The sequence below is a fragment of the Gymnodinialimonas sp. 57CJ19 genome (assembly GCF_038396845.1).
Taxonomy (GTDB): Bacteria; Pseudomonadota; Alphaproteobacteria; order Rhodobacterales; family Rhodobacteraceae; genus Gymnodinialimonas.
Genome location: NZ_CP151587.1, coordinates 3,511,029 through 3,532,967, shown reverse-complemented (window position 1 = coordinate 3,532,967; position 21,939 = coordinate 3,511,029). Strand labels below are relative to the sequence as shown.

The 21,939-nt window shown below is 60.5% G+C and carries 18 protein-coding genes; 4 read left to right on the top strand and 14 right to left on the bottom strand.

The window, feature by feature from the left end:
* Positions 1-115: 115 nt before the first annotated feature.
* The 3 genes from AADW23_RS17175 to AADW23_RS17165 all read right to left on the bottom strand — a co-directional run bounded on the left by AADW23_RS17175 (position 116) and on the right by AADW23_RS17165 (position 4,372).
* The gene (locus AADW23_RS17175) at positions 116-499 is read right to left on the bottom strand and encodes a response regulator (RefSeq protein WP_341862167.1); all 384 of its coding nucleotides are present in this window, start codon (positions 497-499) and stop codon (positions 116-118) included.
* Between the two features lie 56 nt (positions 500-555).
* Entirely contained in the window at positions 556-2,214 is a 1,659-nt protein-coding gene (locus AADW23_RS17170; RefSeq protein WP_341862166.1) for a PAS domain-containing sensor histidine kinase, read from the bottom strand.
* Positions 2,215-2,329: 115 nt separating this feature from the next.
* Positions 2,330-4,372, bottom strand: coding sequence for an ATP-binding protein (locus AADW23_RS17165; RefSeq protein ID WP_341862165.1), 2,043 nt, complete (start codon positions 4,370-4,372; stop codon positions 2,330-2,332).
* Positions 4,373-5,381: 1,009 nt separating this feature from the next.
* On the opposite strand from AADW23_RS17165, the gene AADW23_RS17160 reads away from it, so the two are divergent.
* The 3 genes from AADW23_RS17160 to AADW23_RS17150 all read left to right on the top strand — a co-directional run bounded on the left by AADW23_RS17160 (position 5,382) and on the right by AADW23_RS17150 (position 8,310).
* A complete protein-coding gene (locus AADW23_RS17160; protein ID WP_341862164.1) occupies positions 5,382-7,025 on the top strand; it encodes a BCCT family transporter in 1,644 nt (547 codons plus the stop codon).
* Between the two features lie 161 nt (positions 7,026-7,186).
* On the top strand, positions 7,187-7,840 hold the full coding sequence (locus AADW23_RS17155; RefSeq protein ID WP_341862163.1) for a 5-formyltetrahydrofolate cyclo-ligase: 654 nt from the start codon (positions 7,187-7,189) through the stop codon (positions 7,838-7,840).
* A gap of 128 nt (positions 7,841-7,968) precedes the next feature.
* Positions 7,969-8,310 (top strand): zinc ribbon domain-containing protein YjdM, encoded by a 342-nt coding sequence (locus AADW23_RS17150; RefSeq protein WP_341862162.1) that lies wholly within the window; start codon positions 7,969-7,971, stop codon positions 8,308-8,310.
* Positions 8,311-8,349: 39 nt separating this feature from the next.
* Here the strand turns inward: AADW23_RS17150 and AADW23_RS17145 are convergent, their stop codons facing one another.
* Both AADW23_RS17145 and AADW23_RS17140 read right to left on the bottom strand, forming a co-directional pair.
* Positions 8,350-9,294: a response regulator gene (locus AADW23_RS17145; RefSeq protein WP_341862161.1), complete on the bottom strand. Its 945-nt coding sequence runs from the start codon at positions 9,292-9,294 to the stop codon at positions 8,350-8,352.
* Between the two features lie 215 nt (positions 9,295-9,509).
* Entirely contained in the window at positions 9,510-10,187 is a 678-nt protein-coding gene (locus tag AADW23_RS17140; RefSeq protein ID WP_341862160.1) for a phosphoribosyltransferase, read from the bottom strand.
* Positions 10,188-10,261: 74 nt separating this feature from the next.
* On the opposite strand from AADW23_RS17140, the gene AADW23_RS17135 reads away from it, so the two are divergent.
* Positions 10,262-11,437 (top strand): M20 aminoacylase family protein, encoded by a 1,176-nt coding sequence (locus AADW23_RS17135; protein WP_341862159.1) that lies wholly within the window; start codon positions 10,262-10,264, stop codon positions 11,435-11,437.
* Here the strand turns inward: AADW23_RS17135 and AADW23_RS17130 are convergent.
* The 9 genes from AADW23_RS17130 to AADW23_RS17090 form a co-directional block, all read right to left on the bottom strand.
* Positions 11,434-12,345 carry a nucleoside hydrolase gene (locus tag AADW23_RS17130; RefSeq protein WP_341862158.1) on the bottom strand — a complete coding sequence of 304 codons (912 nt, stop codon included), beginning with the start codon at positions 12,343-12,345 and terminating at the stop codon, positions 11,434-11,436. The genes AADW23_RS17135 and AADW23_RS17130 overlap by 4 nt on opposite strands.
* Positions 12,342-13,736, bottom strand: coding sequence for a M20/M25/M40 family metallo-hydrolase (locus AADW23_RS17125; protein ID WP_341862157.1), 1,395 nt, complete (start codon positions 13,734-13,736; stop codon positions 12,342-12,344). Before AADW23_RS17125 ends, AADW23_RS17130 begins: the two co-directional genes overlap by 4 nt.
* A 4-nt stretch (positions 13,737-13,740) precedes the next feature.
* Entirely contained in the window at positions 13,741-15,075 is a 1,335-nt protein-coding gene (locus AADW23_RS17120) for an amidohydrolase (RefSeq protein WP_341862156.1), read from the bottom strand.
* Positions 15,072-16,133 carry an ABC transporter ATP-binding protein gene (locus AADW23_RS17115; RefSeq protein ID WP_341862155.1) on the bottom strand — a complete coding sequence of 354 codons (1,062 nt, stop codon included), beginning with the start codon at positions 16,131-16,133 and terminating at the stop codon, positions 15,072-15,074. The genes AADW23_RS17120 and AADW23_RS17115 overlap by 4 nt, the downstream gene beginning before the upstream one ends.
* Positions 16,134-16,147: 14 nt before the next feature.
* Positions 16,148-16,936 carry an ABC transporter permease gene (locus AADW23_RS17110; RefSeq protein ID WP_341862154.1) on the bottom strand — a complete coding sequence of 263 codons (789 nt, stop codon included), beginning with the start codon at positions 16,934-16,936 and terminating at the stop codon, positions 16,148-16,150.
* Between the two features lies 1 nt (position 16,937).
* Positions 16,938-17,762, bottom strand: coding sequence for an ABC transporter permease (locus AADW23_RS17105; protein WP_341862153.1), 825 nt, complete (start codon positions 17,760-17,762; stop codon positions 16,938-16,940).
* Positions 17,763-17,840: 78 nt separating this feature from the next.
* Complete coding sequence (locus AADW23_RS17100) at positions 17,841-18,878, bottom strand: ABC transporter substrate-binding protein (protein ID WP_341862152.1); 1,038 nt, start codon at positions 18,876-18,878, stop codon at positions 17,841-17,843.
* Positions 18,879-19,032: 154 nt separating this feature from the next.
* The gene (locus AADW23_RS17095; protein ID WP_341862151.1) at positions 19,033-20,904 is read right to left on the bottom strand and encodes an adenine deaminase C-terminal domain-containing protein; all 1,872 of its coding nucleotides are present in this window, start codon (positions 20,902-20,904) and stop codon (positions 19,033-19,035) included.
* The gene (locus AADW23_RS17090) at positions 20,901-21,866 is read right to left on the bottom strand and encodes a nucleoside hydrolase (RefSeq protein WP_341862150.1); all 966 of its coding nucleotides are present in this window, start codon (positions 21,864-21,866) and stop codon (positions 20,901-20,903) included. The genes AADW23_RS17095 and AADW23_RS17090 overlap by 4 nt, the downstream gene beginning before the upstream one ends.
* Between the last annotated feature and the right edge of the window lie 73 nt (positions 21,867-21,939).

Below are 21,939 nucleotides of genomic sequence, written 5' to 3'. Positions count from 1 at the left end.
CAAGGGACCGCGAGAATAGGGCAGGGCGGGCGGCACTGGTGTAAACAGCGCCACGCCGCCTGGGCGGTCGCGCCGGAGACGCCGCCTGGGCGGTGCACAAATCGCGAAGGTGGTGTTACAATTTGGCCCAAACCGCGCGAATGTCTTCGCCCAAAGACATGGGATCAAAGGGCTTGGTGATGACGCCAATGGCGCCTTGTTCCAGCAGCTCTTTTGACAGTGAATCCTCGGCCTTGGCGGTCATGAAGATCGTGGGAATGTTGGCATGAACGCCGGGAAGCTCTTTGATCTTTGCCCACAACTCGGGCCCCGTCATGCCGGGCATCATCACGTCCAGCAGCAATAGGTCAGGCACATTGGCTTGCAGGTAGTCCAAAGCCTCGCTGCCGGAACTGCATTGGTGAAGGGTCAGTGAATCGTCCAGGCTCAACGACATTTGGACGATGTCCCGGATATCGAAATCATCGTCTACATGCAGAATATTGGTCAGTTCAGGCATTAAGTTTCCCTTGGATCCCAACCCTCGGGTCTTGCCCGGAAATGGAATTAGATTAGTCATGCGGCGCAATCTTGAGTGTCAGCTTGCTTTCTAAGGTCGCAGTGGAAGACCGTGCCTTTGTCCAGCTCGGTCGTGAAGGAAATCGAGCCTCCGTGCAATTCCATAATCCGTTTGGAGATGGTCAGGCCAAGCCCGGTGCCGGGGCGCGAATAGCGGGTGTCCGCGGTCACTTGGAAGAAGCTGTCGAACAGCGTCTTGCGGGCGGCCTCGGGAATGCCAGGACCGTGATCTTCAACGCACAGGCGCCATGCGTCGCCCACATCCTTCAGGTGCAGATGCACCGTGCCGTTTGGCGGAGAGAATTTGGCGGCGTTGGACATCAGATTAGCCAGGACCTGCATAAGCCGTTCGGGGTCGGCCTGTACGACAGCGTCAAACTCCGATGACACAACCTCGAAGCGGACGTTGGTTTGCTCGGCGTAAGAGGCGTGGTTTTCGGCCGCCTCAGCCAGCAGGTCTTTCAGATTAACCTCTTGCCAGGTCACGGACATTTCGCCCGCTTCGATCTTTTCCAGGACCAAAATGTCGTTCACCAGCGCCAGAAGGCGGTCACTATTGCGGTTGGCGATGGCGATCATGTGCTTGGCTTTATCGCTCATGTCACCCAACCCGCCGGATTCCAGCAGGCGGAGCGCCCCTTTGATCGAGGTGAGGGGGGTGCGCAATTCGTGGCTTACGGTCGATACAGAGGTCAGCTTCAGCTTCTCGGCCGCCCTCCGTTCCGAGATGTCACGCACAACAGAAATCAGGCTGCGGCGACCGTTGGGGCTGGTGTCCAGATGGGTGAGAATTTCGATCGGGGCACGATTGTGATCGACCTGAAGCGTCACCTGCTGCGCCTCGCCAGATTGGAGCGGCTCAAGATAGCGGCGGAACAGGCCCTTATCGAAGTCCTTGAACGTGTCGAAAATGGTCTTGTCGCCAAGGTCATTCACGGACCATTTCAGACGCGCGCGGCCATTGGCGTTCACATATTTGATCTTGTAGGTGTCTGGATCATACACAATGACCCCATCGGGCAGACCTTCGATCACCGCGTTACGGCTGTCGCTGGCGGCCTTGGCGCGGGCCGCGGTTTGGTCGGTGCGGATCGAGATGCTTTCGAGGTGGTTCCCGAGATCATCAAAACGCGGGATGATCGTGGTTTCAACGGACACGATAGAGCCGTCTTTGGCCCTCAGGCGCTGCTCGCCCTTCCAAACGCCACCGCTTCCTGCGACGCCCAGAACATCTTGGAATTTGGGCCCGCCGTCGTCGAAATAGAGCATCTCAGTCGTTCTGCCCAACACCTCGGCAGGGGAGTAGCCGAAGGCCCTGACAAAGTTTTCGTTAACAGACTTGAGTTCGCCGTTTCCGTTGGTGGTGCAAACGATGGTGTGTTGGTTGATGGCCTTGTCGCGCAATCCGATGGCGGCATCATAGCCGCCCACAAGCGCGTCGGTTGCAGCGCGGCGACTGTCATGGGTGATCCGCAAGCTGACAAACGTGATTGCGGATACAATGAAGAAGATGAGGAGGACGTAGCCGAAGTAGCCGACAAGTGAGGTGATTGCGAAGGTCGAAACGAATGCGTGGAAGAAGGCGGGGATCGCACAAGCGATCAACATATTGCCAAGCGCGAGGGCCAAGATCGTTGTTTTGTTGAACTTGCTCATAACCTGCCTCAATAACACTTGATAGTTACTCGTTCTTCACACGACTGGGAACGTTGCCCCTGTCTATGCTTCTTAGCATAAAGATCGCCAAAAAAATGGGCCAAATTAAGTCGAGTTACGCGCATTGTGATGGTAGCTGGCTGGCAACATCTTGTTTCTTATGGCCATTCTGCTCCGGCTCATGGGATGGCAGGGTAACTTTAAAGGTCGTGCCTTCGCCTACGTGGCTATCGACCTGAATGGTCCCTTTGTGCAGTTCTGTCAGTTCCTTGGCAATGGACAGGCCAAGGCCAATGCCCCCATGCTTGCGGCTGCTGGAGGCGTCGGCCTGCTTGAAACGGTCGAAGATGGAGGCCAGAACCACGGGTTCAATGCCGGGGCCGGTATCGGTGACGATGATGTGCGTTCCGGCGTGATCTCGCTTGCTGCGGACCGTGACCGAGCCGCTCTCGGTAAATTTCAGTGCGTTCCCGATGATGTTGAGCAGGATCTGACGCAGACGAACGGGATCCGCCCAGACGTTGCTTTCACTGGCATCCAAAATCAGGTCCAGCCCCTTGCCCTGGGCCACGACTTGCAGCTGGCTGACGGTTTCGGCCAGAGTCTGTTCAAGGCTGAGGTTTTCGGGGTGGAGTTGCAGCGTGCCTTCTTCGATGGCAGCAATGTCAAGAACACTGGCAATCAGGGCCATCAGTTGTTTGCCCGACGTGTCGATCTGATCCGAAAACTTCTTGATGTCTTTGGCAAAGGTCTCCAGCCGGTCGTGGAGGTCATCGGTTTTGATTTCACCCTGAAGCCAGCGATAGCTTGGCAATGCACTCAGGTTTTTCATGAAAGAGTTGTATCCGAGAATGACGGATAGGGGCGTCCGCAATTCGTGACTGACAGTGTTCAGGAAGTCCGTCTTCGCGGCGCTGGCGGCCTCGGATCGGACCACGGCGTCCTTCAGCTGCGTCACGTCAACCAAGATGCCTGCTACGTGGTCAGAGGCGGTCTTGCGTTCTTCCACCCGCAACCAGCGGCCATCGGGCATCTTGAATTCAACGGGTTCTGTCGGATTGCGGTGGGCTGCAACGCGTTCAGTGATCCATTCCGCCTCGCGGCCCTCGGCGTGGGGGAAATGGCCCGTCTCAATACCGCGACGCAAAATTTGCTCAAAGGAAACACCGGGCTGCATGATGTCAGCGGCGCGCGGGAACATATCCCGGTAGGTCTGGTTGCACATCGTCAGATTGCCATCCGGATCGTAGAGGGCAAAGCCGTCGCTCAGGGATTCCACGGCCTCTGCCAACTGCGTTTCAGCCACATCCTTGCGGTCCAACGCCCATTGCAACACGCGGAAAACGACCAGCAAGCCCAATGTTATCAGAAGCAGCACAAGCCACGTTTCCATCCGGTTCGGCGGGGAAAGGGACCACCCATCACGGGGGGCGGCCAGCAGTTCCCAATTCACACCTGGCGCGCTCACGCTGGTCGCTACCGGGGCCAGCTCCATGATGGACGCGTCACCTGCCAGAAGCAGGCCATCGCCATCATGGATAGCGTAGGCATTTTCCAAGCCCGGCGCGCCAAGCCCGACGGTTTCAAACAACACGCCTGCGTCCATCACCAAGGAAACGATGCCCCAAAGTTCGGGCTCCGCCCCTTCGGCACCTTCGATGTACACCGCAGCCCGTGTGATGAACCCTTGCATGCCCTGCAAAAGCTCGACCGGTCCGGTAAAAATGGTCTCTCCGGTATCAATGGCTTGCTGCAAGCCTGAAACAAGTTGACCTTGCTGTGTCAGGTCGACGCCAAGCGTGGCTTCATTCCCCTCGATTGGGTAAATAAATTCGATAACCATATCGGGCGAAGCGGCAACGTTGATGACGTTGTCGGAGTTCTCCACCAAGATCGCCGCCGACCGGGCGTATTCGTCTTGGCCCAGATCCGGGCTCACCGTGATGACCGATGCCAAGCCCTCGGTCAGCCATAGCTTCTCGCTGATCTCGTGCTCCAGCGCGGCCTGTAATTCATACGAGTCTTCAAGAACTTGAAGGCGCTGCGTGGACAGGTGTTGGTTCACGTTGGCGCGATCCAGCACCAACCCGACGACGATCGCCATTGCAACCACCACGAAGTTGGTTGTGTAGGGGGATACTGCCCAAAAAAATCTCATGGATTGAGTCCGATCATCAGGTTTAGCCGCAACATGACACCTACTTCGGCTTTAAAACTGCGCCGAAGGGTCAAGAAATGATCGTTAACAACCCTTTGAGATTATCTACGCGCAAAGAAGCGGGCAACTGCTTGTTAGATATGAGCGTTTTTTACCCGGGTGGCGTCATGGTTGGCGCCAGTCAATGGTACGCGCCCAGCCGACAATTGGGACACAGTGGACGCGATGGATTGGGCCGAAAACCTATGCAATTTGGTCGGCCGAGCACTTGTGCGCTGAAACTATTAGCTTTTTCCGGACATCAGTCCGAAACGCGATGTTCGAAAGGTGAAATGGTTAACAAAGCCTTAATTTTTCAGTCCCCACTGCTCCCACAGATGGCCCCTCAAGGCGTGTCATAAAAATGTCACAGCGCCCCCGAGGGCGACCGTGGACTTAAGGCCAAAGCCGAGGCTGCGCGCTGATGGCGTTGGGTAAAATAGTACCGAAAAGGTCCCGCGGATCGTTCGGGTCTGCAATCACGTCGAAGGCCTCAAGCAGTCCGGTCGCGCCTGGAGGCTCCCGTACATGGCGCATGGCCGAGAGAGCCTTGATGGTGAAGCCGAGGGGTCTTGCCGAAAGGCTCCCACGGGCGAAACACCGCCTGCCTGTAAGTGGTCACGCCGGAAAGCACGTCGAAGTGGCCGCTGCGATTGATCCGTCTCATCACGTTCGCAACGCTGAGGAACGGCCCGAAGGCGCCCGGTGTAGGGTGGGCCCCGAGGGCAAAAGTGACCACCGCCAAGCCATTGAGAGGCTGCGGCAATGCACAAATGCCCAACAAAGCTACTGCTTTCGACTTTGGATAAAAGCTGATAGCCATTGGTTAAAGCGGTCAAATGGCTCACTGCGTTGGGGCTTCGTTCCCCAACCGGCGCAATTGGCAAAAGAGGTGCCGCACCCTCTTGCAATCGTGCCCCACGGCCATTGATCCGCTTGAAAATAAGAAACCACGGGAAAGGGTTTTATCGTGACAGATGAAAGTACCAACCAAGGCATACCCGCGCCGGAAGGCGCCGCGGATGTCATCGACACTGAATATGAGATAGGACAGGATAATGTCGACGGGTCTGTCGGGCCGTTTGGCTTCGACATTCACAACCCGGTCTTCGCCATTTCTGGCGCGGCAATCGTGGCCTTTGTGTTTTTCACATTGGCGTTGCCCGATCAGGCCGGCGCGATCTTCCAAGCCATGTTCGATTTCACCACCAAGAACTTCGACTGGTTCCTCATCGGCGCGGCTGACATCGTCGTCATCTTCGCGCTTTTGTTGATTGTAACGCCCTTCGGCAGCGTGCGCCTTGGCGGGTCAACGGCGACGCCGGATTATACTTACCTCGGCTGGTTCTCGATGCTGTTTGCAGCGGGAATGGGCATTGGTCTGATGTTTTACGGCGTGTCAGAGCCGCTGTCGCATTTCTCGTCCTCCATGGGCGGGGCCGTCTCGACCGATGGGGTCCGTTCGGACTGGGCGCCGTTGGCCGGCGCGGCAGGCGATGCAGAGGCATCAATCCGCCTTGGCATGGCGGCCACCATCTATCACTGGGGTCTGCACCCTTGGGGTATCTACGCGATCGTCGGTCTGGCGCTGGCGTTGTTCAGCTATAACAAGGGTTTGCCCCTGACCATCCGGTCGGCGTTCTACCCATTGTTCGGGGACCGTGTCTTCGGTTGGCCGGGCCACATCATCGACATTCTGGCCGTCTTTGCGACGCTCTTTGGTTTGGCGACATCGCTGGGCTTCGGTGCCACACAGGCCAATGCGGGCCTGAACGAGCTATTCGGTGTTCCAATCGGTAACACCACCGAGGTGATCTTGATCTCGGCAATCACCGCCGTTGCGCTGATTTCGGTTCTCCGCGGTCTCGACGGAGGGGTGAAGATCCTGTCCGAGGTCAACATGGGCCTTGCGGGCTTGCTGGCGGTGTTCACACTGATCGTGGGGCCAACGGCGTTTTTGTTCGCCTTCTTCTGGGACAGCCTGAAGGCGTATGTCGAGTTCCTGCCCGCCCTTGCCAATCCCTTCGGGCGCGAAGACGTCAACTTCAGCCAAGGCTGGACGGCGTTCTATTGGGCGTGGTGGATCAGCTGGTCACCTTTCGTGGGCATGTTTATCGCCCGCGTCAGCCGGGGGCGTTCGGTGCGTGAGTTTATCATCTGCGTGCTTCTGATCCCGTCTGTTGTGTGCGTCGCATGGATGTCGATCTTTGGCGGCACCGCGATTCATCAGGTCATCACGGACAACTTCACCGGCGCACAGGATGCAGAGTTGCCCCGGCAGTTGTTCCAGATGTTGGGACAGCTTCCCCTGGCCTCCATCACATCGTTCATCGGCATCGTGCTGGTCGTCGTGTTCTTCGTGACATCCTCGGACTCTGGCTCGTTGGTGATCGACACGATCACTGCGGGTGGCAAGGTCGATGCGCCTGTTCCACAGCGCGTGTTCTGGTGCATATTTGAAGGAGCCGTCGCGATTGCCTTGCTGATTGGCGGTGGCCTTGCGGCGCTTCAGTCCATGGTCATTTCCACAGGGCTATTGTTCACGCTTGTGCTGTTGGTGATGTGCTATTGCATCTTCCGTGGCTTGCAGAGCGAGCGCGCTGAACTCAAGTAATTGAGGATTGGCAAAGCGATTTTGGCGGGCATCTGGAAACAGGTGCCCGCTTTTTTATGGGGGGGCGGTGATGGGCATGCACCCGATCGGGCTTGATCCCGCAACGCGGGCGAAGCAGGCTATATTCACCCGATCCACTGTCATCTCAGAAAGGCCCGAGCATGGAGGACGACGATCACGGAGGAACGGCCCCGTGTACCGCACATCTGCTGATAAACGGGGAGCCGATTGATCCAACCATGGCCCAGGACGTGGCGCGTTTCCGCACCGCCGAGCGTGCCCGACTGATGGCTGCCCGTCGGCGCCTGTCCACCGCTGATCGCGCCCAGTTGACGGCAACTCTGGCCGAAACACTCGCCCCGATCGTCGGGCCGGAAAGCGGTAAGAAGATCGCGGTCTATTGGCCGATCCGGGGAGAGCCAGATTTGCGCGGGTGGATGACCCAGGCCCATGACGCGGGGGCTGAGGTGTTGCTTCCCGTGGTCGTCGAAAAAAACGCCCCCCTGGTTTTCCGGGCGTGGTCACCGGATTGCGCGATGACACGGGGGATCTGGAACATTCCCGTCCCCGCCCATGGGCCGGAAGAGACGCCCGACATCGTGATTTCGCCGTTGCTCGGTGTCGACAGATCCTGTTTTCGCCTCGGCAATGGCGGCGGATACTACGACCGGACCTTGGCGCAACTTCGCACGCCCCCAAGGATCATCGGCGTGGGGTTTCCCGATTGTGTTATCGACACGATCTTTCCGATGCCGTGGGATATCGCGATGGACACGGTCGTGTTGGCCGATGGCGCAGTCTACGGGCAGCATTGAGGCGGCCTTGCGAACGCCGTCTCCCCCCTAACCAGCGCAAGACACGTTCCCCCAAAGCCCGCCATGGGCCTCTGCATTGCCCAAGTTAAGTGCTGGCAGGGCGGCAATGGCGGGCCTATAGGTGGGAAATGATGGATACTTTACCGCCTTGCCCCGAATGCGCGTCGGCCTTCACCTACCAAGTGGATGCCCTGCTGAATTGCCCCGAATGCGGCCACGAATGGGCGGCAGGATCGCCCGACGATGCGGCCCCGCAGGTGCGCGATAGCGTCGGCAATGTGCTGGAGGATGGCGACACGGTCACCGTTGTCAAAGACTTGAAGGTCAAAGGCACGTCATCGGTCGTCAAAGTGGGCACCAAGGTGCGCAATATTCGGATTGTGGACGGCGATCACGATATTGATTGCAAGGTGCCCGGCATCGGCCCGATGGGGCTGAAATCCCAATTCGTGAAAAAGACGTCGGGCTAGGGCCGCCCCTTTGCGGCCCATGTCGGTACGATCTAACCCTTAGGCAGAGCGGATCTCGGCCGTGCGATCCAGCGCCGAGAGAGCGCGGTTGATCGTGGGCTTCACGCGGTGCGAGCGGCTGCCATTGGGGCGGATCGCACGGCCGGTTTTAAATGTAACCCCGCGAATGTCGCTATCTTCGTGGGCCCGTGCGAGGCGGCCATAAATGGCCTCTACCTTGTTGCCGATGTCGGGTTGGGTTTCCAAAATGTCATCGCGGGTGATGCAGATGAAATTCCCGTCGCCGATGTACGAGCTGAGTGTATGCGGGTTCTCTGCCGCGTTATAAATCGCCTTGGAGATATCACTCAAGATCGAGGTGAATTCGCTGGTCGTACAGCTTAGATACAGGGATTGAATATTCGCCACCTTGACGGCGAATACGATGCTGCTTTTGACCCGTATCTTTGTCAGCTTCGCGAGATAATTCCCAAGGGAAAAGCTATCAATCAGACCACTTTCAACGGGCAGCTTCACAGGCTCGGAAACCTTGAAGGGATGTGCGCCCAAGGTCTCGTCAGGCTGCGCCTCGATGGTTTGCAGGATCGGCAGCATTTCCTGGGATTTGCTCATGCGGATCGCAACATCCAAGCGTGAGTTGATGTCAGCCACGTCAAATGGCTTGGTCACGTAGTCGTTCGCGCCCGCACGGAACGCTTCGGCGATCGCGGCGAAGTCTGACCGTGCCGTCAGCATCAGAACCGGTGTGCGTGCAAACTTCGCCATGGTGCGAACTTCCGCGCAAAGCTCGATCCCGTCCATGACCGGCATGTTGATATCGAAAATCAGGCAATCGTAACCCTTGCGAGACCTGCGCAGGATATCCAACGCCTCTGCGCCCGACTCCGCAAAGACTGCGTTTTTATGACCGGCTTGCTTCAGGAGCACTTTCATAAGCTCCAAAGCGATAGGATCATCGTCGACCACCAGAATTCTCACTGTCACACCTCTTTATTGTTTCCAGCCGACCCTCGGGTTGCAGACGGGGTGGCGGATTCTCTTTCATCAGTAATTTACAAAAAATTGGGCGTAACTATGACGAAAAGGTTAACGCATTCGGTTTTCTGTAGTTCAGCGGGACCCCAGGCGACGGCAGCGGAGAGCGGGGCAGGCGGAGGCTTTTGACGGCGCTGAAAGCCCAAGTGCCCGGACCGCCCGCGTTAGCTCGATACGACATATCCCTCACCAGACGCCGTGAGGAGGGGGGATTTTATCGCGCCACGAAGGCGTTCGGCTAAAGGCAGGGTCTGGTGCCACTGCGTGCCCTGTTCCATGGCAACGGCAATTCCAGCGGGCATGATCCCGGCCTTCGCCAACAGGCGCAAGACAGCCGCGAGAGAGGTGCCGGTGCTCACCACATCATCCACCAACAGCACCTTGCGCCCAGATAGTAGCGGCACCATGCGCGGATCAAGGTAGATGGTCTTGCCGCGACCGGGGGAGGTGATGGAACTGATCGGTTCCGACAGCGCATCCTCGTACCAGAACTTCCGCGATGTGCCCAAGGGCACCATGCGGCCATGGCCCAAACGCCGCGCAAGTGCGTTCGCCATCGGCAGGCCCAGGGTCGGCACCCCGACAACCACATCGGGTGCCGTGTCCTGCCACTGTGCCGCCATGGCGTCTGCCAACGCGTCCTCCACAATAAAGGAGGCCTGATTCACGATGAGAGAGGCGACTGCCCCCGCGCCGCCGGGCAAATCCCGGATCGGCAAAAGCAATTGTCGCCCGTCCGGCAAGGTCGCCGGATAGGCCTTTTGATACACGGTGCCGGGAGCCGTCGCATGGGTGCCGGGGGCGTCGAGGTGCTGCCAAAAGGCGTGGGGTTCCAGGCGCATCTGTTGGCTCCTTGTGTCGGTCGCGGGGATGGGTCAGACTTGTTGTCGTATAAGACACAAAGGAATGACAAGCCATGTCTGCGCCCCTCACGATTGACGCTGAAGAACACGCCATGCTGGTGGCCCTGCGCCATGATCTACACGCGCACCCCGAACTGGGGTTCGAGGAAGAGCGCACGGCAGAGATCGTCGCCCAAAAGTTGACAGAGGCAGGTATTTCTGTCGATCGCGGCCTTGGCAAAATCGGCGTTGTGGGGACGTTGACCGTAGGCAATGGGACCGGACGCATAGCGCTTCGCGCCGATATGGACGCGCTCGCGATGCCAGAGACAGGCAATCCGCCCTACAAGTCCACCCAAGACGGGAAAATGCACGCCTGCGGCCACGACGGGCATACAACCATGCTTTTGGGGGCCGCGCGGCATCTGGCGGCGACGCGAAACTTCTCGGGCACGGTTCATTTCATCTTCCAGCCCGCGGAAGAGGGGCGCGGGGGCGCCAAGGCGATGATTGACGATGGGTTCTACGACAAATTCCCGGTGGACCGCGTCTATGGCCTTCACAATATGCCCGGTCTCGACCCCGATGAGATGGCGGTGGTGAGCGGGCCGCAATTGGCCTCTTCCGATAGTTGGGAGGTCACGTTCACAGGCGTTGGCACCCACGGCGCGAAACCGCATCTGGGCCGTGATCCGATCACCGCTGCGGGGCAGTTTCTGGCCGCGATCCACGCGATCGTGGCCCGTGTCGTGGACCCGTTGCAGCCCGCCGTGGTCAGCGCCTGCGCGTTGGAGGCGGGGGATTTCAAGGCGCTGAACGTCATCCCCAACACGGCACGGGTTGCGGGTACTGCACGGGCATACACCCCCGGGGTCCGCGACCAGCTGGAGGCCGAGATTGGCACCGTCGCCCACGGTATCGCGGCGGCTTTTGGGGTGACGGCAAGCTACAGTTTCACGCGGCGCATTCCGCCCGTGGTCAATGACGCCGAGACCACTGCGCGGGCGCTGTCTGCGGCGCAAACGGCCCTAGGAAATGGCAACATCCGCACGGAATTTCCGCCCTCAACCGCAGGGGATGACTTTGCGTTTTTCTCGCAAGACGTGCCGGGGTGCTACGTTTGGTTGGGCAACGGTCCGGCGGTGGACGGCGCGTTGCACCACAACACCGGCTACGATTTCAACGATGCCGCTATCGCGCCGGGCATGGCGTTCTGGACGCGGCTGGTCGAGGTGGAATTGCCCGCCTAAACGGTTCCAAGCCCGCGCCAAAGGGCCTCTAGCGCCGCGGGCGCGTCGATGGTCATGGCCACGTCCACCATCGCACCGTTTTGCATTTGCGACAAACGGCCGGGATGCTCGGCCGTATCTACGCAAAGGCGCATCTGCTCCACACCGAACAGCTGGGGATGCAGGGCCATCAGCATCACGCAAGGGTCGTGCAAGGGGCGCGAAGCGCGATCGGCGTTGCCATGAAAATAGGCGCGGATCAGGTCAGCGGACAGCCGCGCCGCATCGGTGCCAAGGGCGGCCAAACGGTCGAGGTCATCGGGCGTCGCCCGCAGCTTTCGCGTCACATCCAGCGGGATCAGGGTGGTGGGCACGGGGCCATCGAACACCATCTGTGCGGCCAAGGGATCACTGGCGATGTTGAACTCGGCATAGGGTCCGGCGTTGCCCGGTTCGTGGATCGTGCCGCCCATGGCGATGATGCGCCCAATGCGGACGTAGGCCTGCGGCGCGTCGTGGGCCAAATGCACCAGATTGGTTAACGGGCCGAGCGCCAGAAGGGTGAGTGCCCCCGCAGGTGCTGCCGCCAACACCTCGGCGAGACGCGCCGTGGCACCGCGGGCGTCGGGCAAGGTCAGCGGCGCGGGCAGGTCCACGCCCCCCATGCCGTCATTCCCGTGGATCGCGACCTCATCAAGGCCGTCGCCCTGCAAGGGGCCAACCGCCCCCGCCGCGTAGGGGACATCATCGCGGCCCATCGCCGCCAAGAGCCGTCCGATGTTGCGGGTCGTCGTCCCGATCCCGATATTGCCCGCCACAGCGGTCATGGCGGTGACGGAAAACCGGCCGCAGGCCAGCGCAAACAGGATACCCACCGCGTCATCGAGGCCGGGGTCGGTATCAATCAAGACGGGCAGGGCAGGGGTCATGCGGATTCAACTTCGGATAGTGCCGCGAGGATGCGGATGAAGGACCGGATGCCGCCTTTGAAGCTCGACAGGTCGTACTTCTCGTACGGGCTGTGAATGCGGTTATCGAAACGCGCGAAGCCCACCAGCAGCGTGTCCATGCCCAATTGGCGTTTGAACTCCCCCACAATCGGGATCGAGCCGCCGGCGCCCGCCAAGGCCGCTTCGGTGTTCCACTCCTGCCCCAAGGCGTCGCGGGTGGCGGCCAGATAGGGGCTATCGAGCGGCAGGGACAGTGCCGGGCTGGCCCCATGCGAGGTGAATTCGACCGAGCAATCGGCGGGCACATGGGCGCGGATATGGTCGCGGAAGGCATCGCGGATGCGGAAGGGATCTTGGCCTGCCACCAGACGGAACGACACTTTTGCCGTCGCCTGCGCCGGGATCACCGTCTTGAAGCCGGGGTCGGTATAGCCGCCGATCACCCCGTGAATTTCACAGCTGGGGCGGGCCCAGACCTGCTCCATGATCGAATAGGCGCTTTCACCCGCCGGGATGCTGAGGCCCACATCCCCAAGGAAGCCCGCTTGATCGAACGGCAGGCTTTGCCATTGGGCGCGGATTTCAGGGGCGAGGTCTTGCACGCCGTCATAAAACCCCTCAATCGCCACGCCGCCATCAGCCTTGCGCAGGCTCGACAGCGCGTCCGAGGTCACTTGCAGCGCATTGCGTGCGGCGTTGCCAAACATGCCGGAATGCAGGTCACGGTCGGCGGTTGTGATGGTGAACTCTTCGCCCACCATGCCACGCAACATGGTGGTGATCGCGGGGGTTTCGCGGTCCCACATATCGGTGTCGCAGACCATCATCACATCGGCGCGAAGCTCTTCTTTCGTGGCTTCAAGGAAGGGGCCGAGGCTTTTGGAACCGGATTCCTCTTCGCCCTCGAACAACATAGAGACCTTGATCGGCAGGCGGCCCGTGACGGCTTTCCAAGCGCGACAGGCCTCCACGAAGGTCAGAAGTTGGCCCTTGTCGTCCGTCGCGCCGCGCCCGGTGATATGGGTGTCGCCATCGGGGGCGGGCACAAGGGTGGGTTCAAAGGGGTCCGTGTTCCACAAATCCAGCGGGTCCACCGGTTGCACGTCGTAGTGGCCGTAAAACAGGACATGGGGGCCATCGGCACCTTCGTTGTGTCCCACCACCATCGGGTGCCCTTCGGTGGCCCGCACCGAGGCGTCAAATCCCAATTCGTTCAGCTGGTCTGACAACCACGTCGCCGCCGCTTTGCAGTCATCGGCATGGGCCGCAACGGTCGAGACCGAGGGGATGCGGATCAGCTCAAACAGACGCTCCAGGCTGTCGTCCATATGGGCATCGGCGTGGTCAAGAACGGCTTGCAGATCTTTCATGGGGTCAGTCCTTCACGGCTCGGGCCGCATCAATGGCGGCGATTTCGGACCGGAACTGGCCCGCGACTTGGTTGGCGTCGGCCAGCACGGCGGCAGGTTCCAGTGTTTCGACAAGGCGGTCGCGCATCAGCCAGTTGCCCGCGACCATCACGTCGCGCACATCATCGGGCTTGGTGGCGAAGACGAGGACGGAATAGGGATCGTAGATCGGCTGCATCCGTGGTGCAGACAGGTCCACGCGGATCAGGTCGGCTTGCTTGCCGACTTCCAGCGAGCCGGTGACATCATCAAGGCCCAGAACCTGCGCGCCCTCCAGAGTCGCCATGCGGACCACGTCGCGGGTGGGCAATGGCTTGCGAGAGCCGCCAAGAACCTTGGCAAAGATCGACACTACGCCGAATTGAGAGAACAAATCCAAGGTGTTACCGCTCATCGGGCCATCGGTGGCGATGCCCACGGGAATGCCCGCACGGCGCATATCATTGACCCGCGCCATGCCGCGCCCCGCCTTGCCGTTGGACCGCGCGTTGTGGGCCACCCGGGTGCCGGTACGCGCCAGCGTCGCGATGTCTGCGTCATCCACCAGAAGGCAATGGGCAGCCACGGTGCCGGGCTTCAGCAGGCCCGCTTGCTCGCAAACGGCGGTGGTGCTTTTGCCGTAGGTGTCCAGGGCCCAGGCGGCCTCTGGCTCGGTCTCGGCCAGATGGATCTGGATGCGCGCCTCGGGGTGGGCCTCGTGCCATTCCACGACCCGTTCCAGCACGGCCATCCCCGTTGAATAGGGCGCGTGGGGCGCGATAGAGGCGGTCACAAGGGGCATGTCTGCGCAGTGATCTGCCAGTGCGTCACACAGGGCAAAGCCTTCGTCAAAATCGCGGTGATCGGGGGGATCGAAATCGGCCAGCGTTTGCCCGACCACGCCGCGCATACCCGAGGCGGCGATGACATCGGCCACCTCGGTTTCGTGATAGTACATATCGGCGACGCAAGTGACGCCGCCCATGATCATCTCCAGCGCCGAAAGGGCAGAGCCCGCACGGACCATCTGAGCCGACACGAACTTGCGTTCCAGCGGCAGCATGTAACGAAAAAGGCGGTCGTCCACGTCTTCGCCAAGGCCGCGGAACAGGGACATGGCCATATGGCAGTGGGGGTTCACCATGCCGGGCATGACGATATCGCCGCCCATATCGCGGACCTCAGCCCCCGGCGCGTCGGGCGGGGTGCCACCACCCAGAGCCGCGATCTTGCCGTCCTCGATCAGGAGCCAGCCACGGTTGTGTTCGGTCATCGCGACGTCCACCGCGATGATCCATGCATTTGTCAGAAGCGTTTTCATTCCGGCTGCAAGATGGCGCATTGGTCCGGGTTGGGGACCAAAACGGCGCCCGTGCCGGGCTCGAACGGCGTCGCGAGTGAACCGTTGGCCAGCAACTGCGTACCCGCAAAGGCGCACTGATACTGATAGGCGCGGCCCAGATAGGTGCGCAGACCCAAGGTGGCGGGCAGCCCTTCGGCCCCTTCCGCCTTGGTCACGGTCAATCCGTCCGGGCGCGTGGCAAGGATGAAAGCATCGGGGATGGCGCCCAAGCGGTCTTGCGACAGGGATAGCGTCGTGCCGTCATTGGCCACGGCAGTGATCATGTCGCCGTCGCGCGATTGCACCTTCAGGTCAATCAGGTTCTCGAACCCCACGAAACGCGCCACGAAGCTGTTGGCCGGCCGTTGGTAGAGGGTTTCGGGCGTGTCCAACTGCATGATCCGGCCCTGGTTCATGATCGCCACCCGGTCCGAGATCGAGAACGCCTCTTCTTGATCGTGGGTCACATAGAGTGCCGTGGTGCCGTTGGCGCGCTGCAGCTCTCGGATTTCCACGCGCATATCAACGCGCAGCTTGGCGTCGAGGTTTGACAGAGGCTCATCAAACATCAGAAGCGGCGGCTCGATCACCAAGGCGCGGGCCAGCGCCACGCGCTGCTTTTGGCCGCCCGAAAGCTCTCCCGGCAGGCGGTCCGCCAGGTGCGACAGGCCCACTCGATCCAGCATTTGCATGGCGCGGGTGCGTTGCTCGGCCGAAGGCAATTTGCGCTGCTTCAGGCCGAAGGCCACGTTCTGCATCACGCTGAGGTGCGGGAACAAAGCGTAGCTTTGGAACACAAGGCCAATGTCGCGCCCGTGGGCGGGCAGTTTTGTCAGGTCCTTGTCACCCAAACGGATCGCGCCACTGGTGGGCTGCATGAACCCCGCCACAAGGCGCAGGGTCGTGGTCTTGCCACAGCCCGACGCGCCCAGAAGCGAGACGAGTTCGCCGTCACCGACGTTCAGCGACAGATCCTCCAGCACCTTGGTCTTGCCGTAGTGGGCGGTGATATTGTCGATGGATAGGGGCAGTGTCATGGGGGAAGTGCCTTTTATTTCGCCACGATGGTCAGGCCGAGCGTCCGCTCGACGATAACCATGACAATGATGGTCAGCCCCATAAGCAACACGGACACCGACGCGACAGTCGGGTCGAAGAATTGCTCGACATGGGCGAGAATTTGGATCGGAAGCGTGGAGATGCCCGGCCCGGTCAGGAACAGGGACACCGACACGTCGTTGATGGAGGTGATGAACGCCAGGATGAACGCCGCAATCACGCCGGCCCGGATATTGGGCAACACGATGGTGAAGAAGGATTTCACCGGAAGGCTGCCAAGGGAAATCGCGGCTTCTTCAATCGAGAAGTCGAACGACGCGAGCGAGGCGGAGATCACCCGCACCACATAGGGCAACACCAGCAGCGTGTGGCCGATCAGAAGCGACACGAAGACCGGCGCGCCAAGCCCGACGTTGACCGAGCGCAGCAGCGAGAAACCAATGACGATTTCCGGCACCAGAATGGGCAGCACGAACAGGGTCGAGAGCCAACCGGGAAGGTAGATGCGGTGGCGGTTCAGGGCGTAAGCGGCGGGAATGCCGATTAGCAGCGCAAAGAACGTGCCGAGGAACGCCACCTGCAAAGAGGTCACGATGGTCCGGCGGAAGGCCGAGATTTCCCAGATGTTCTCGAACCAATGCAGCGTCAGCCCTTGGGGCGGGAAGGCCAGGAACGTGGTGTCCGAGACCGAGGCCCCGAAGATGATGATCAGCGGGCCAAGCAAGAAGATGTAGACCAGAATGGTCATCACGATCAGCAATGGGTGGATGCGGTTTGTCATATCAGGAAGCCATCGGGTTAAGGCGCTTGGCGATGCGCGTCATGACGAGAACCGTGGTAACAATCACTACCACCATGATCGCCGCCACGGTCGAGGCGCTGACCCAGTCAAAGGACGTCATCGCGCGTTGATGCAGGAAGGTGCCCATCATCATCTGACGTGTCCCCCCCAGAAGATGCGGGGTCGCGTAAGAGGTGAAACTGGCGGTGAAAACCAGCACCGCCCCCACGATCAGGCCCGGTGTGGCCAAGGGCAGGATCACCTGAATGAAGGTCTTCGTGGGTGACGCCCCAAGGGACGCGCTGGCCTGCAACAGGTCATCGGGGATGTTTTCCAACACGCCGATCAGCACAAGGATCATTAGGGGGATAAAGATATAGATCAACGCCAGCACAACTGCCGTTTGGCTATAAAGAAGCGCCAAGGGGCGTTCGATTATTCCCAACCATTCCAAGCTGTTATTTAAAACGCCGTTGCGCCCCAAAATGATCAGCCAGGCGAATGAGCGTACCACGACGCCGGTGAGCAATGGGAATACCGCCAGCACGATCAGAACGGACTTCATCCACGGCGGGCTGCGCGACACCACGAAGGCAGTTAGCAGGCCGAAGATCAGGGAAATCACGGTGGTTAAGGCGGCGATCTCGAACGTGCGCCACAAGACTGTGCGCTGGAAGCCAGAGGCGAAGAAATCCACGTAGGGGGCGAAGGTGCCCCCCGGCGCGGTGAAGGTGAAAGAGATCGTAGCCGCCACCGGAATGATCAGAAACAGCGACACCGCAAGGGTCGCCGGAGACGATAAGATCCAGCCAGTAATTTTGTTCATGGGGCAGTCATCCGGTGCCGGAGGTCAGGGTCTCGGGGCAGCTTGGAGCCGCCCTGAGGGTTCATGTAGAAGATCGGCTTACATGCCGAAGATTTCGTTCCAGCGGTCGATCCACGACGTCAGGTTCGCGTTCAGCGGCACGTAGTCAATCTGGTTCAGGCTCGAAATCATCTCATCGCCGTAGGTCCAAGGGGCGGCTTGCTCCTCGGTCAGGTCCACACCGTTGTTCACGGGCGCATCAACGCCGCGTTCGGCCAGTGTTTGCTGGATTTCAGCGGAGAGAACGAAGTTCAGGAACTGGTGCGCCAGTTCCACGTTTTCGGACCCGGTGGGGATGTTGATGGTGTTGAGCGTGGCAATCGCGCCATCGTCCAGATCGGCCCAAACGACCGATGGCACAGCCGCCTGGAGGCGACCCAGTGCGAAGTCCTGCGCCATGGAGACGGTGATTTCGCCGGTGGAGAAGAGGTTAATCATCTCGGAGCCGGTGTTGTAGTTGGTCAGGATGTTTGGCTGAAGCTCGGATACTTCGGCGAATGCCGCGTCAGGGTCTTCGTAAGCGTTCACACCCGCCCGTTCGCCCGCGCGCAGCACGACCATGGGGCCCGCAGTGGTGGTGATGCCGGGCAAGGAAACCGAGCCCGCCAGATCTTCGCGCCACAGGTCATTCCACGAGGTGATCGGCGCTTCAACTTCGTCGGCGTTGTAAACGATGCCGACGCGACCGATGGAATAGGCCGGGCCATATTCGCCCTGCGGCGTCTGCGCGAGGTCGTAAAGTTCATCAATATTAGGTACTTGCGCGCGGTCGATCGGCTGGAAAAGGCCCAGTTCGATACCCAGTTGCGAGAAGCGGTCGGTCAGGTAGATCACGTCCACCCCTTCACCGCCGCGCAGCTGAAGGCGGCTCAACCGGTCCGAGTTGTTGCCGGTCTCGAAGATGACTTCGCAGTCGCACATCTCCTGGAACGGATCGACGATGATCTCTTGCAGCGCATCGCCGTTGAAGCCCCACCAGGAAATGGTGAACGTGCGGTCTTGGGCCAGTGCAGGCGATGCAGCCAGCATGGCGGCGACAGAGGCTGCCGCGATGCGCGAGGTGGATAGTTTTTTCATGGTCTTCCCCAGATTTGTAAATGCCGACTGTATAGTCAGGCCGAGAATACAGGTAGGCTATGTCCCACCCCCGAATGTGGCAAGTTTCCGTTAAGGTCACCTGCTTGGTAATTACCTAACTGGCTGAATTTAAATCAGTTTAGCGGTCGTCCGCCTACCAGACGATCCGATGGGTCTCTCCCGTTGCGACATTGACGAATCCCTGCGGTGCAAGCTCGGACGGGGCCACCAACACCCACCGCCAAGGGGCGCAGGTCAGGGTGGCGAAAGCCAGACGTTCGGGGAAGCCCGGGAACCATCTGGGGCTGAATGTCGGCTCGAACATCCAGTCGATTTTCTCCCCCTCGGCGTAGAGGTTCTGCATCTCGGCATCGAGTTCCTGGGGCGCGCGACAGGTCATCAACCCGCCGACCTCGTAGCGCACGGTGGCGACCAATTCGCCCTCTCGGACCAGCGCCCACCCGCCTTGGGTTTCGCGCAGGGCATTCACCGCCTGCGCCATCGCCGCGTCCGATGATCCGACCGCCCAGATGTTGTGTTTGTCGTGGCCCATCGAACAGGCCAACGCCGTGTCTGGCGTGCTTGGCCCCGTGCCGAGCCAGAACATGGCAGCGGTTTTGCCTTCGCCCGAGAAGCGGTCGACGATGGCGAATTTGGTGACATTGCAGGCGGTATCGCGCTGCACAAGACCGGCCTCTACGGGCAGTTCCATCTCGATAAAATTGTCGTCCCAATGGAACGGGCGCAGGAGGGCGGCGGTCATGGTTTCGCGCCCCGGCTCTGCCTTGATCGCAAAGTCATCCGCAGTCATGGCGCGGGTGATGTTAACTGTCTGCGTTGCCCATTGGGGCCAGTCGATCTTGGGCACGGGCTTTACGTAGACGCCGCCGTCAGCGACCAGCTCTGCATCCGCCCAAACCTTGGCGATGGACAGGCTTTGCAGATCGTCCAACAACACGATATCGCCAAAACGCCCGGGCGCGATGGACCCAACCCAAGGGGTCAGGCGCATGTGGCGGGCGGGGTTGATCGTGACCATCTGGATCGCGATTTCCGGCGCGAGGCCTGCTTCGATCGCAAGGCGCACGTTGTAATCCGTTGCTCCCATCTTCAGCGTGTCCGAACAGGAGCGGTCATCGGTGGTCAGGGCAAACTGGCTCCAGTCCGAAAGGCCCGCGTCGATCAATCCCGAAATCATCTCGGTCAGGGAATGGGGGCGCAATTCCATGAACAGGCCGCGCCGCAGTTTGTCCAAGACTTCCTCGGTCGTCCAAGCCTCGTGATCCGAGGCCAGCCCCGCCGCAGCAAAGGCGTTGATCGTCGCCATGTCGCGGATACCCGCCGCGTGGCCTTCAACCACCCCGCGCTTCTCGAACGTGGCCTCGATCATGCCCCAAAGGCGGTCGTATGAGGGGTTTTCCGGGTTCCAGACGGCGGGCCAATCCATCACCTCGTCCAGCCCTGCAACCATCATATTGTCGGCCATGAATCCCAGTTGTTCATCGTAGCCGAAATGCCCGCCGCCCCATTCATAGGCGGTCGGTGGCACGGCAGAGCCGGGAAGGGGGAAGATCTTTTGCGGGCTGCCTCCCAGCCGCGCCTTGAACCAGAATTCAAGGTTGCGCGGGCCGTTCACGTTGGAAAATTCGTGGCTCGCTTCACAGGTCCAGGTGTTGCCGTGCGGCAGAACCAGCGCGGCCTCCCATTCCGGGGTGACGTGGGAGGATTCGATATGTTTGTGCACTTCGCCAAAGCCGGGAACGGCCATCAGGTCCGGTTCATGCACGTCATGGGCGACTTCGCCGGGGTAGCTGCCAGCGGGGCCGACATAGGCGATGCGACGCCCCGACAGGATGATTTCTTGATCCGTCAGCCACATGCGCGAATGCACGTCGAGCAGTTTGCCCACCCGAAGCCGCGTATCGGCAGGCTCATGACCAAGGGCCACGCGCACAAGGCGTTGGCGGATTTTCACCTCGTCAGCGGCGTTGATCAGCGCGTCGGTGGGATGATTCTGTGCCGTCATCGCGCCGTGCCTTCCGGGAATTTGCAGGGGATAGAGGCCTCGTAGAAGGCGCTGACGCGCACCATGTCTGCCTCCTCCAGCAGGGTGATCTTCGGGGTGCCGAGACGGCCCGAGGGGTCCACGACCGTCATCCCCCGCGTGATGCCGGGGGCGAGCGCCACGTCGACGGAGGCCTGAAGCGACCGGGTCATGATGGAGGGATCGATGATGTAGGCGGCGGCGAGCGGGTCGACGAAGCGGAAGTAATCCTTGCCGGTGTAGCCATGAATAATCCCGCGCGCATGGGTCACCAGCGCGGCAGAGAACGGCCTGGCCGCCGTTTGGGGCGCGTTGGCCAGCATCCGGTCGACCGTCTCACCGCTGATACGATGGTCGGTGCAGACCTCCCACGGGACCAGAACGGTCTCGATCTCTGCGGCAAAGACGATGGCCGCCGCTTCGGGGTCCGAGAAGATGTTGAACTCTGCCGCCGGGGTCACGTTGCCGCGCCCATGAAGAGTACCGCCCATGATCGTGACCTGTCCAATGCCCGCAGCGCAATCGGGCGCGGTCCGTAAAGCGAGGCCAAGGTTCGTGAGCGGGCCGATCAGCAGCAGATCAACCTTGTCGCCCGCCCTTGCTGCCGCGCGGAGCGTGTCGATCAGAACGCCCACCGCATCGGTGCTTGCGGGCTCGGGGATTGTGGCAGGACGCGGTGCGCCACCCAAGCCATCGTCGCCGTGGATTTCCTTGGCGTGGGTAAAGGGCTGCACCAAGGGGCGATCCGCGCCCATGTGAACTGGAATATCGCCGCGTCCGGCCACGGCAAGGACCGACAGGATGTTCCCCGTAGCGGTCTGCAAATCCACGTTGCCAAACACCGTCAGGATCATGTCGGGTCCATGCCCCGCCGCCAGCAACATAAGCAAAGCCTGCGCGTCGTCTACGCCGCCGTCAGTATCAAGGATCAGTTTCCGCCGCATGGGCCGCCTCGTGTGCTGTTCGAAGGTTGAGGGCCAAGACGGCCCCGCTGCTTCGGCTATATGTAAAGCGCGC